The organism is Streptomyces sp. NPDC026575, from assembly GCF_055567415.1.
Genome location: NZ_JBVHQM010000001.1, coordinates 1 through 12561 on the forward strand (window position 1 = coordinate 1; position 12561 = coordinate 12561).

The following is a 12561-nucleotide window of genomic DNA, read 5'->3' on the forward strand; positions in this document are numbered from 1 at the left end:
CTGCATATCGTTCAGGCACTCCGTATAGCCCGCCTGCGGCGCCCCCGCCTCACCGTGCCTGCGCACCAGATCGACGTAGAACCGGGTGGCCTTGGCGAACTCCCGGCCGTCCACCCGCGCCTGCCAGTCCTTGGTGAACCAAGTGCCGCCGAAGGTGTTCACGACGGTCGTCAGCGGCGCGGCCAGCTGGCCCCAACCGGGCTGACCGCGCAGGCAGATGCCCTTCATACCCTTGCGGAAACCATCCAGCTTCCCGGCCATCGAAGCGACCTGCTGCCACGTGGGATGCGCGGGCATGTCCAGCCCGGCCTCCTCGAACAAGTCCTTGCGGTACATCAGGAACGACGACTCGCCGTAGAACGGCTCCGCATACACCTTCCCGTCCGCGGCCGTCAGGGACTTGCGGACCGGGGCCAGGATGTCGCCCTGCTCGAACTCGGGGTCCTCGGCGGCACGCGTGCCCAGCTCGGCCAGCCAGCCGTTGCGGGCGTAGATCGGCGTCTCGTAGTTGCTCACGCTCGCCACGTCGTACTGCCCGGCCTGACTGGAGAAGTCCTGGCTCATCTTGTCGCGCAGATCGTCCTCCGGCAGCACGGTGAACTTCACCTTCACCCCCGTCTCCTTGGTGAAGTACTCGGCCGTCAGCCGCTGCAGATCCACCATCTGCGGGTTGTTCACCATCAGCACATTGATGGTGTCGCGGCCGCGGTTGCCGACGTCTCCGGCGCCCCGATAGCAGCCGCCGGCCGCCGCGGTCACGGCCAGGACCACAGCGGCGCCACCGACCGCGCGACCGAAGCGGCCACGGCCGGTCCTTCCACGGCGTCGTGCTCTCACGGCTGGCACCTTTCACCTTTCACCCGCCCGCGGCAACAATGCCGGTTTTCCTCCGCGCTCCCCCCAACGGAGCAAGGAACCCGCGCCCACGGACGCGGCGAGCGGATCACTGGTCGCGCGGGCACCGGCTCAGAGCAGGCGCCGGCTCACAGCAGGCTCTCGGCAACCCCGGCGTCGGTGACCACGCCGTTGAAGAGGCCGGTCTTGAGTGCCGCCGCGGTGGCCGTGGCCCGTTCGACGCCGTCGGCCATGAGGATGACGTCGGGGACCTCGCGCAGTTCGTCGAAGCTGATGGCGATGATCCGTTCGGTGAGTTCGGGGACGATGTCGCGTCCCTCGGCATCGAGGGGCCGGCCGGCGACCTCGGCGCATACGCCCCGGCGCCGGTAGTCCTCCCGGTCGGCGTCGCTGAGCGCGTCGTAGACGGTGGAGAGCCCCGGGCCCCAGCCGCCGACCGTGACGACGGCCTTGGTCACATCGCCGAAGCGGCGCACCGCGTCGACGACACCGGGCTGCTCGCGCAGCATCCGGGCCGCCGTGGCATCGGGCAGCAGCAGGGGCGCGTAGATGGGGTAGACCACGCCCCTCGATATGGTCGCGGCCCGGCGCACCGCCTCGACGGCCGACACATTGACCGGACGCAGCGGGGTGACTCCGCAGAGCTGGACGACCGTGCACCGGGCGAGCGTGGTCAGTTCCAGGCCGAGGGCTTCGACCTCGGGGCCCCAGACGAGGCCGAGGACGTCGTGCTCGGTGACGATCTCGGCCAGCAGGTCGGCGGTGACCGCACCGAGGCGGCGGGTGGCCTGGACCGTGTCGTCCGGGTCCTCCTGACGGGAGTCGATGACGATGGCGTGCCGCAGGCCGTAGCGCGTGCGCAGGGCGTCGGAGAGACCGGCGTCGAGTTCGGCGGGCAGGCGGATCTCCAGCCGGATCAGGCCGTCGCGGAGGGCGGACTCCAGCGTCCTGGCCACCTTGAACCGGCTGATCCCGAACTCCTCCGCGATCTCCATCTTGGATTTGCCCTCAAGGTAGAACCTCTTGGCCATCGCCGCGGTCTGCACCAGGTATTCCGGGCCGGTGTGGTGTGTGCGCATAACAGCCCTGGCCTTCCGGGGCGGGACGCCACGTCACGTCACGTCACACCACGACGTGTCGTCCCATGCCACCGCTCACGTGAGCACATACGTCTCATATGCACCTTTGTTCCATTAAAGCCCCCGAGAAGGCACTGTCAACGCCTCCGGCTCCGGCCGCTCCGCCTGGTGCACGACGGCAGGCGCTCCGGCGTCCGTGCGCGGCTCCGGCGTCTTGATGCACAGCACGAGGACGGTGCTGAGCAGATGCAGGGCGGCGTAGATCCACATGACGCCGCCGATGCCGAGCGAGCCGATGAAGAGCGTGCCGATGAGCGGGCCGAGGGCCATGCTGGCGCCGGCGCCCAGCGTGTAGGCCGACATGATCTGGCCCTTGCGCTCGGGGGCCTGCGCGGTCATGAGCGGAGGCAGCGGGACGTATCCGGCCATGCCGACGCCCAGCGCGCCCGCGGCGATCGCGACGAACAGGTAGTCGTGCCCCACGGCCTCGGGGACGTAGTACAGCGCCAGGCAGGCGACAGCCGAGACCACGCCGCCGAGCCAGGCGACGGTCTTGCGCCGGCTCCACCGGTCGCCGAGCGCACCGAAGGTCACCACGCAGGCGAGGTTGCTGACCATCATCACGATCAGCAGCGAGGCCCACTCCTCGGGGCGGAAGCCGACCCGGTCGACGAGGAAGAGCGGGATGAAGACCCACACGCCGAACTGGGAGGTGGTGTTGATGAGCCGGACCAGGGCCCCCATGCCCACGCGCGGTTCGGCGAACATGACGGTGAAGCAGCCCAGGAACGTACGGGGCAGGCCGACCCGCTCCGGCCCCCTGGACAGGCCCTGGAATCCGGTGCGTTCCCGCAGCAGGAGCAGGACGACCAGGGCGCCCGCGACGATCATCGCGAGCGACACCCACAGCGTGCGGTAGAAGCCGATCGAGGGCTTGAGGAGCGAGACCAGGGCGGAGCCGAGGACGGGGTAGCCCATGGTGAAGCAGAACCAGAACCAGCCGAGCGCCTTGCCGAGCTGCCGCTCCGGGGCGCCCGCCATGATCCAGACCATGAACCCGTAGGCGAACAGCGGATACCCGAAGCCGCGCAGGCCGTAGGTGGCGAGGATCAGCGGATAGGAGTGGGCGGGGACGGCGACCGCGAGCATCAGCGCATGGCAGACCACCCAGCAGGCCGCCCCGGCCATCATCACCCGGCGCGGTCCCCACAGGTCGCACAGTCCGCCCGCCAGGAAGGCGCCCACCGCGGCGGTGACCCCGTACACGGTGAAGACGACGCCGACACCGGCCTCCGCGAAGCCGAGGTCGGTCTTGAAGTACGCGGGCAGATAGCTGGTCTCCACACCGTCGCCGATCATGAACAGCAGAACGCCGACATAGCCCCATATGAGGGCCCGGGGAATCCCGAGGACGGCGGGGCGGGGCAGCGGCAGATCGCGCTTGAGGGGTGTGCGCAGCACGGCGGGGACCTCCTGAGGGGCCGGGCGTTCGCCCGAACATGGCCATCAGACTGAACAACCTCACAGAGAATTTCAAGAGCTTCACATAAAGTGTGTGATGTTCTAGGGTGAGGGCACGGCGGCGACCGCCGGCGGAAACGAACGGGGGTACCCACGATGCGACCGAGTCGCGGCTCCGAGGCAGAGGTGGAGGAGCGCCGCCAGACGGTGCTGCGTCACGTCGCCCAGGAAGGCGAGATCCGCATCGCCGACCTCGCCGAGCGGATGCGCGTCAGCGTGATGACCATGCATCGGGACCTGGACAACCTCCATGAGCGGCAGTTGCTGCGCAAGGGCCGCGGAGTGGCCACGGCCTTCTCCAACGTCGCCATGGAGAGCGCGCTGCGCTTCCGGGAGAACGCCAACGTCGAGGTCAAGAGCGCCATCGCGGACGCACTGATGGCGGAGATCTCCCCCGGCGACACGGTGCTGGTCGACTGCGGCTCCACGCTCTTCCCGCTCGCCCGCCGGCTCGCGACCGTCGAGGGCATCCGCGTCATCACCAACTCGCTGCGCATCACCTACCTCCTGGCGGCGTCGCCGGCCGAGGTGACGCTGCTCGGCGACCGCTTCTACGAGGACTTCGAGTCCTGCGCCGGTCCGCAGACCCGACGGCAGCTCCAGGACATCCGCGCCACCGTCGCCTTCGTCACCGCCACCTCGATAAGCGGCGGCCGCCTCTTCCATCCGGTGCGCGAATACGCGGACAACAAGCAGGCGTATCTGCAGGCCGCCGACCGCGCCGTACTGGCCGTCGACCACAGCAAGTTCGGCCGCACCGCCACCTACCCGTACGGCGATGTCGGCGGCTACGACCTGCTGGTCACCGACGCCCGGACGCCGGAGAGCGAACTCAAGCCCGTCCGCGACCTCGGCGTCGAGGTCCGCACCGTCGATCCCCACAGCTGAGCCGGCCCCGCGCCGCAGCTCCCCGCGTCCCCGAGCGCCCTCCCCCGAGCGCCGCCCCGAGAAAGGCCCCGATCCATGCGCGCTGTCGTCATCCACACCCCCGGGCACCACGAGGTCACCACCGTCGACGACCCCGCCCCGGGCCCCGGCGAGGTCATCGTCGCCCCCGCCGCGGTGGGCATCTGCGGCACCGATGTGCACATCGTCCAGGGGGAGTTCGCACCCACCCCGTACCCGATCATTCCCGGTCATGAGTTCACCGGCGAGATCGTCGCGCTGGGGGCGGGGGTGACCGGGCTGCGCACCGGCGAGCAGGTCGCCGTCGACCCGTCGCTGTTCTGCGGCGCCTGCCACTACTGCTCGATCGGGCACGGCAACCTGTGCGAGAACTGGGGCGCGATCGGCGACACCGTGGACGGCGCGATGGCCGAGTACGTCAAGGTCCCGGCGGCCAACTGCTACCGGCTGCCCGAGGGCATCGACGTCGCGCAGGGCACGCTGATCGAACCGCTGTCGTGCGCGGTACGCGGCTTCGACGTCCTGCCGCGCCGCCTCGGCGACCATTACCTCATCTACGGCGCGGGCACCATGGGCCTGATGATGCTCCAGCTCGCCAAGGCGGCCGGCGCGGCCTCCCTCTCCGTCGTCGACCTCAACACCGACCGGCTGGAGATCGCCCGGCAACTGGGGGCGGACGCCACGGCGGTGAACTCCGCGGCGCTGGACCGGCCGCAGGGCTGGGAGACCGTGATCGACTGCACCGGCGTCATCCCGGTGATCGAGGACGGACTCGGCCGGGTGCGCCGCGGCGGCACCTTCCAGCAGTTCGGGGTCGCGCCGTCCGCCGCCAAGGCGTCCTTCTCACCGTTCAGCGTGTACAACGACGAGATCACCATCGTCGGGTCGATGGCCGTCCTGCACAGCTTCGGGCGGGCCGTGGACCTGATGGCCAAGGGGGTCATCGACGCCGACACGATGATCACCCACAGCTTCGGGCTGGACGACTTCGCCGCCGCCCTGCAGACGTTCCGCGACGGGTCCGGCCGCAAGATCCAGCTCCGTCCGCAGGTCTGAACCCCCTTACCGTCCCGTCTCGTTGCACGGAAGCGACATCGCCATGCCCACTGTTGCCGGGGTGGACTCCTCTACCCAGTCCTGCAAGGTCGTCGTCTGCGACGCCGACACCGGGGAGGTCCTCCACCAGGGCCGCGCAGCCCATCCCGACGGCACCGAGGTCTCCCCCGAGTCCTGGTGGCGGGCCCTGCTCGAAGCGGGCGACGGTCTGCTGGAACAGACCGACGCCATCGCGGTCGCGGGCCAGCAGCACGGCCTGGTGGCCCTCGACGGGGCCGGCCGTCCGGTGCGCGATGCGCTGCTGTGGAACGACACCCGCTCCGCGCGGGCCGCCGCGGATCTCGTCGCCGACCTCGGCGGGCCGGAGAAGTGGGCGCGGGCGGTCGGCACGGTACCGGTCGCGGCCATCACCGTCGCCAAGCTGCGCTGGCTGGCCGAGCACGAGCCGCACCTCGCGGACCGCACCGACCGGGTGCTGCTGCCGCACGACTGGCTGACCTGGCAGTTGTGCGGCGGCCCCGGCAGCGGTGCCGAAGCGGTCACGGACCGGGGGGACGCCTCGGGCACCGGATACTGGTCACCGGCCGAGGGGGCCTACCGGCGGGATCTGCTCGCCCTCGCCTTCGGCGGCCGGGCTCCCGAACTCCCCCGTGTGCTGCGCCCGAACGAGGCGGCGGGCCGCACCGCGCACGGGGCCCTGGTGGCGGCGGGAACGGGCGACAACATGGGCGCCGCCCTGGGACTGGGGATCCAGCCGGGCGATGTGGTGATCTCGCTGGGCACCAGCGGCACCGCCTTCGCCCTCTCCGAGCACCCTGCGGGCGACCCCACCGGCGCCGTCGCCGGCTTCGCCGACGCCACCGGCCGCTACCTGCCGCTGGTGTGCACCCTCAACGCGGCCCGGGTCCTCAGCTCCACCGCCCGCATGCTCGGTATCGCCCTCGACGACCTCGACCCCCTCGCCCGCGAGGCCGGGCCCGGCGCCGGCGGCCTGGTGCTGCTGCCCTATCTCGGGGGCGAGCGCACCCCCAACCTCCCCGAGGCCGCGGGCAGTCTGATGGGCATGCGCAAGGCGAACATGCACCCGCCGAACTTCGCCCGGGCGGCCGTCGAGGGCATGCTGTGCAACATGGCCGACGCCCTGGACCGGCTGCGCGCCCAGGACGTCAGCGCCCGACGTGTCCTGATCATCGGCGGAGCGGCCAAGGCCCCGGTGGTCGGCGAGATCGCCGCCGAGATCTTCGGCACCCCGGTCACCGTGCCCGAACCCGGGGAGTACGTCGCCCTGGGCGCCGCCCGGCAGGCCGCCTGGGCCCTGGCCGGTACGCCCGAGCCGCCGCACTGGCCGCTCGCCGCGGCACGGGAGATCCCCGTACCGTCCGACGGCTCGGCCGGCCGCCGCATCCGCGAGGCGTACGCGCAGGCGCGGTCGCTGGTGTACGGCTGACCGGCCTGGCGCCGGCGACCTCGAAATATCTGATGCCGCGTCAACTATCTGCATTCCGCGTGAGGTTCACACCCCTCCGCACGAACCGCCAGGCAGGTGACGCGGATCACATAGTCCAAAAGAGACGATGACGCTCCTGAGGCGCCGGTTCCGCGATTGGCTGAGGACGCAGTCCTTGTTCCGACTGCTGGAGCCCACACGGGAAGTGATCGCATGTTACGTGTGTTACGCGCCCTTGGCGTCGCCGTCCTCCTGGCAGCCACGACCATCGCCGCGGCCCCGTCCGCGAGCGCCGACACCCGCACGGCCGTCGGAGGCGGCACCGGCATCATCTTCCGGCTGAAGCCCACGCCGGAGACGCCCACGAGCTACTACATCTGCACCCTCACCGCGGTCGGCCGGGACTCGGCCGGCAACCTGGTGGGGCTGACCAACGCCCACTGCTTCATCGACGAGCAGGGCAACAAGCTGGTCGGCGAGCGGGTCTACCGGGACACCTCGCCGGCGGGCACGGCCTTCTCCCCCGCCCCGATCGCCGACAGCCGCCCCGACCTGGAGACCGGCGCCATCGGCACGGTGACGTACGTCAGCACGCCCAACAACCTGCTCAACTCCGGCCCCAAGGGGCTGGACTACGCGGTGATCAAGCTGGACGAGAGCCGGGTCGCCCCCACCAGCACCGTCGGCCAGGTGACCATCACCTCGATCGGCGCCCCGCCCGCCAACGGCACCCGTATGTGCAAGGAAGGCCACCGGACCGGCCTCACCTGCGGAAAGAAGCTGGGGACCAACGGGATCTGGTTCACCCACCTCATCTGGACCGACGGCGGCGACTCGGGCTCCCCCGTCGTCTCCGGTCAGACGCTGGTCGGCAACGCCTGGGGCGCCCAGCACAGCTCGCCGATCCTGAGCATCATCGACGCGATGAACGCCCAGGGCGGAGTGGGCGCCGGCTTCCATCTCGCCACCTGAACCACCCCCACACCTCCCGTCCCCCGGTCCTGCCTCCTCGGCGGGGCCGGGGGACGGTCTTGCCGCGACGCCCAGGCCCTGCGCCGATTCCCCCGGAGGACGGGTCCTCCCGTCGGGACGTCACCATGCCGGAGGTCCCCTGCTCAGAGCCGCCACTCCAGCAGAGATCCACCTCCGGCCGGATGGAACGCGCAGCTCCGCGACGCCGCGGAGATCCGTCGGAAGCGCCCTAGGGCCTGTCCGATGGGTCGGGGTCGGAAAGACCGCGGCGTCTGGTGCGGTGCATCGCAAGGCGCCGGAGCGTCTCGATAGCGGAGCTATCGGGATGATTCGGCAACGCCGCGAGGTGCCGTGCCAGGCGTCGCGGGCCCGGCCAGGACCCATCGGACAGGCCCTAACCCCGGGCCGCCGCCGTGAACAGCAGCGGCACCAGCGTCCAGGCACCGAAGTACCACAGGGCCGACCGGCCGGCCACAGCCGCGTCCGCATGGCCCGCCGCGCCTGGGGCCTGGCGCCGCCGGGGCGCGCCGCGCCGGCCCCGGCACCGGGCAGGAGGCGGCCCCCGGTCCGTGCACCTCGCCATTCGTTGACGGCACCCCGAGAAGAACGGCGACGACTCGGTGCGCACCCCCTTGCCAAGGCAGATCGTACGTGTTCGGATTATCTCCGTCGGGGCGGCCCCGAACGGGTCGAATCCGCTGCTCAACCCCTGTGCCGCGGGGCGGCTTCGCGCTGCCCCGCGCTCCCCCGTACCCCGCGACCGGCGCGTCCCGAGCAGGGCCGCCGGATGCCGCGGCCGGCACGAAAGGCCGTGATCGGTACCCGTAAGCGAGCCCTGGGAGGAACCCCGTGTTCGATCTTTCGTCCGTCGATCTGCTCGATGCGTTCACCCGCGAGCTGCGGCTGTGCAAGGTGCGCGGCGGCGAGCATGTCGTCGTCCTCGCGGAGCCCGGCAGCCGTGGCGACTACGTGGCGGCGGCCTTCGGCGCGGCGAAGGCGTGCGGTGCGCATGTCATCGCCGCGACGGTGCCGGGCGGCAGCCCCGCCCCGATGCCCAGCACCCACACCGGTGCGGGTCCGGGCCTGGTCTCCGTCCTCAACGACACCACCGCGCAGGACCTGCTGAAGTCCGCGGACCTGGTCGTCGACCTGACCCGCGAGGGCTTCATCCACGCACCGGTCCAGCAGGAGATCCTGCGCACGGGCACCCGCATCCTCTTCGTCTGCGACGCCCCCGAGGTGCTCATCCGCAATCTGCCCCAAGAGGGCGACAAGGCCGAGGTCCAGGAGGGCGTCGACCTGTTGAAGCGGTCGTCGGTCATGCGGGTCACCTCGGACGCCGGCACCGACCTGACGGTGCGGCTGGCGGGCGCCGAGCCCGAGTTCCAGTGCGGATTCGCCGACGATCCGGGCCGCTGGGACCACTGGCCGAGCACGATGGTGCTGTGCTGGCCGGAGATCTCCGACGGGCAGATCGTGCTGGCCGAGGGCGACATCCTGCTGCCCTTCAAGGAGTACGTGCGCGACCCCGTCACACTGCAGATCGCCGGCGGGCACATCGAGAAGGTCTCCGGTGGCGCCGAGGCCGCGATGCTGTCGACGTTCTTCGAGGACGCCCAGGACCAGTGGGCGCGCAGCCTCTCCCACATGGGCTGGGGCCTGATGCGCTCGGCCGACTGGTTCGCCACGGCGCTGTACGGCAAGGACGACCTGATGGGCATGGACGCCCGCGCCTTCGCCGGGAACTTCCTGTGGTCGACCGGGCCCCATCCGGTGCTGGGCCGCGAGTCCTACGCCCATCTCGACATCGCCATGCGCGGCTGCACCGTCGCGGTGGACGGCACCGAGGTGGTCACCGAGGGACGGCTCAGCGAGCGCTGAGGCCGCCTCGTCGCAGCGCGAACCATCCGTAGTCGCCCGGGAGTTGGAGGAAGAGTGGCGTCCAGTCAGTCGTACGAAGTCGGCGTGGTGGGGGGAGGGCTCGGTGGGCTGACCGCCGCGCTGGCACTGCGTCAGCGCGGTCTGCGGGTCACCGTCCTGGAACAGGCTCCGCGGCTCGGCGAGGTCGGCGCGGGCATCCAGACCGCGCCCAACGCCAGCCGGATCCTGCTGGCCCTGGGACTGCGCCGGCAGATGGAGGCCATCCGCACCGAGCCGCTCGACCAGGTGCGGCGCCGTTGGAAGGACGGCAGCGTCATCGGGCTGACCCCACTGGGACAGCGCTGCAAGGACGAGTTCAACGCCCCCTACTGGCACTACCACCGGGCCGATCTGCACCGCGTCCTGCTGGACGCGTGCCTCGACCCCGCGGGACCCGGCCCGGTCGTGGCGGTGCACACCGCGAGCAGGGTCACCGAGCTGGACCGCTCCGATCCGCGGCGCCCCGTGGCGGTCACCGAGGACGGCCGGCGCCACGCCTGCGATGTGCTGATCGGCGCCGACGGGATCCGCTCGCGGGTACGCGAGCTGATGGGTGCGCCGGACACCCTGCTGTTCTCCGGCGAGATGGCCTACCGGGCGCTGATCCCGGGCGATCTGATCGCGGCCGACCCCGCGACGCGCTGGCTCGTGGACCGCTACCAGAGCACGATCTGGTACGGGCCCGACCGGCATCTCGTGCACTACCTGATCCGCGGCGGCGAGTACCTCAACATCGTGGCGTGTGTGCCCTGCACGGACGAGGTCCGCGAGAAGTGGACCCGCCCCGCGACGGCCGCGGACCTCGTCGACGCCTTCCCGGGGTGGGACGACCGGGTACCGGCGATGCTGTCCAAGGCGAAGGAGGACGTCTCCGTCTTCGCGCTCCACCACCGGCGGCGCGACCCGGTGTGGATGGACGGGCGCGTCGCGCTCCTCGGCGACGCCTGCCACGCGATGCTGCCCTACCAGGCACAGGGCGCCTCCCAGGCCATGGAGGACGCCGCCGTCCTCGCCGAGGAGCTGGGCGCGGTCACGGTCGGCGGCGTCGAGGAGGCGCTGCGCCGCTATGTCGACCGGCGCGCCAGACACGCCGGAATGGTCCAGGACGCCTCACTGCAGAACAAGGCGTTCTACCACCTGCCCGACGGTCCGGAGCAGCGGGCCAGGGACGCCAAGCTGCGGAACTTCGACGGCGAGTCGGACCTGTCGTACCGCTGGCTGTGGGGCGGCACCCCGCTCAACGACCCCGACAGCGGCGCATTCTCCTACCAGTTCGCGCGCTGAAATCTCTTCTTGCAGGAACCTGCATCCGACACCCGCATGCGAGGGCGATGAGCTTCACGTCCGCGATGATGCGGCACGTACCGACCCGCAACACCGTGGAGCGAACGTGAAAACAGGAGACCAGATCGTTCAGGAACTCCCCTGGAGATGGTCCGTCCAGGGCAGGATCTTCATCATCGGTGGCCTCGGCTACCTCTTCGACGCCTATGACATCGCCCTGAACGGCTTCCTCATGCCGCTGCTGGGGGCGCACTTCGACCTCTCGCTCAGCGCACGCGGCCTGGTGGCCACCGCCAACCTCGTCGGCATGGCCGTGGGAGCCATCGCCTGGGGCGCGGTCGCCGACCGGATCGGGCGCAAGCGGGCCTTCAGCGTGACCTTGCTGATCTTCGCGCTGTTCTCGGTGCTCGGCGCGCTCGCGCCGAACTACCCGGTCTTCCTCGGACTGCGCTTCCTCGCCGGTGTGGGGCTGGGCGGCTGTATCCCCGTCGACTACGCGCTGGTGGGCGAGTTCTCGCCGCGCAAGTACCGGGGCCGGGTGCTGACCGCGCTCGACCTGTGGTGGCCGATCGGTGTGACGCTGTGCGGGTTCGTCTCGACGGCGATGCTGCCCCTGGAGGGGAACTGGCGGTGGATGCTGGCGACGATGGTGCTGCCCGCGCTGCTGCTGTTCTGGGCGCGCCGAGGTATCCCCGAGTCGCCGATCTACCTGACCAAGAAGGGCCGGGAGACCGAGGCCCGGCAGGTCATCGACGATCTCGTCGCCCGCACCGGCGCCGCCGCCGAGCCGTACGTCGTTCCCGAGCCGGTCGCCGAGTCCGGACCGCGGGGAGTGGCCGCGGCCGCCGAACAGCTCGGCCGCATCTGGAAGTTCAGCCCCCGGATCACCTCCGCGGCCTGGCTGCTGTTCGCCACCATCATGCTGGTCTACTACGCGGCGCTGAGCTGGCTGCCGTCCATCCTCAAGGAGGAGGGCCTCGGTGACACGGCCGCCTTCATGAGCACCACCCTGATGAGCGGTGTCGGCATCCTCGGTGTCCTGGTCTCCACCGCGCTGGTCGACGCCATCGGCCGCAAGTGGCTCATCGGGGTCTCGGCGCCGATCGCCTCGCTCGCGCTGGTGGTCTTCGCGCTGGTGATGAAGATGCCGACCGGGTCGGTCGTGACGATCGCCGTGTTCGGCTTCCTGATGCAGCTCGCCATCCCCGCCCTGTACGCATACGTCGCCGAGCTGTACCCCACTCCCCTGCGGGCCAGCGGCTTCGGCTGGGCCTCGTCGGTCAGCCGGGCGCTGACCGGCTTCGCACCGCTGCTGTTCGGCTCGGTGATGTGGCCCGTGCTGGGGCTCCCGGTGACCTTCACGGTGCTGGCGGTGGCCGTGCTGGTGGCCGTCGTATGGATGGCCATGGCGGCTCCGGAGACCAAGGGCCGGGCCCTGGACGGCGCCGGTGAGGACCCGTCGGTTCCGGCGTCCCGGACGGTCGCCGAGCAGGCGCCGCTCTGACGATCCCTCAGCACCAC

The 12561-nt window shown here is 70.9% G+C and carries 10 protein-coding genes; 7 read left to right on the top strand and 3 right to left on the bottom strand.

Going from position 1 to position 12561, the window contains the following annotated elements; genetic code table 11:
- The 3 genes from ACZ4NB_RS00005 to ACZ4NB_RS00015 form a co-directional block, all read right to left on the bottom strand.
- Positions 1-837 (bottom strand): ABC transporter substrate-binding protein (locus ACZ4NB_RS00005; protein ID WP_467657197.1); only part of this gene is annotated, 837 nt, incomplete at its 3' end.
- Between the two features lie 146 nt (positions 838-983).
- Positions 984-1934, bottom strand: a complete 951-nt coding sequence (locus tag ACZ4NB_RS00010) for a sugar-binding transcriptional regulator (protein WP_467657199.1) — start codon at positions 1932-1934, stop codon at positions 984-986.
- A gap of 114 nt (positions 1935-2048) precedes the next feature.
- Entirely contained in the window at positions 2049-3395 is a 1347-nt protein-coding gene (locus ACZ4NB_RS00015) for an MFS transporter (RefSeq protein WP_467657200.1), read from the bottom strand.
- 156 nt (positions 3396-3551) lie between these two features.
- Between ACZ4NB_RS00015 and ACZ4NB_RS00020 the strand changes: the two genes are divergently transcribed.
- From ACZ4NB_RS00020 to ACZ4NB_RS00050, 7 genes are all read left to right on the top strand, one after another.
- On the top strand, positions 3552-4343 hold the full coding sequence (locus ACZ4NB_RS00020) for a DeoR/GlpR family DNA-binding transcription regulator (protein WP_467657201.1): 792 nt from the start codon (positions 3552-3554) through the stop codon (positions 4341-4343).
- A 75-nt stretch (positions 4344-4418) separates the two neighbouring features.
- Positions 4419-5417, top strand: a complete 999-nt coding sequence (locus tag ACZ4NB_RS00025) for a zinc-dependent alcohol dehydrogenase family protein (protein ID WP_467657203.1) — start codon at positions 4419-4421, stop codon at positions 5415-5417.
- A gap of 43 nt (positions 5418-5460) precedes the next feature.
- Positions 5461-6864, top strand: coding sequence for a xylulokinase (gene xylB / locus ACZ4NB_RS00030; RefSeq protein ID WP_467657204.1), 1404 nt, complete (start codon positions 5461-5463; stop codon positions 6862-6864).
- Positions 6865-7077: 213 nt separating this feature from the next.
- Positions 7078-7836, top strand: coding sequence for a trypsin-like peptidase domain-containing protein (locus tag ACZ4NB_RS00035; protein WP_467657205.1), 759 nt, complete (start codon positions 7078-7080; stop codon positions 7834-7836).
- An 849-nt stretch (positions 7837-8685) separates the two neighbouring features.
- Entirely contained in the window at positions 8686-9717 is a 1032-nt protein-coding gene (locus ACZ4NB_RS00040) for a 2,5-dihydroxypyridine 5,6-dioxygenase NicX family protein (RefSeq protein ID WP_467657207.1), read from the top strand.
- Between the two features lie 54 nt (positions 9718-9771).
- Positions 9772-11040, top strand: a complete 1269-nt coding sequence (locus tag ACZ4NB_RS00045; protein WP_467657208.1) for an FAD-dependent monooxygenase — start codon at positions 9772-9774, stop codon at positions 11038-11040.
- Between the two features lie 106 nt (positions 11041-11146).
- Positions 11147-12544 carry an MFS transporter gene (locus ACZ4NB_RS00050; protein ID WP_467657209.1) on the top strand — a complete coding sequence of 466 codons (1398 nt, stop codon included), beginning with the start codon at positions 11147-11149 and terminating at the stop codon, positions 12542-12544.
- Positions 12545-12561 lie beyond the last annotated feature (17 nt).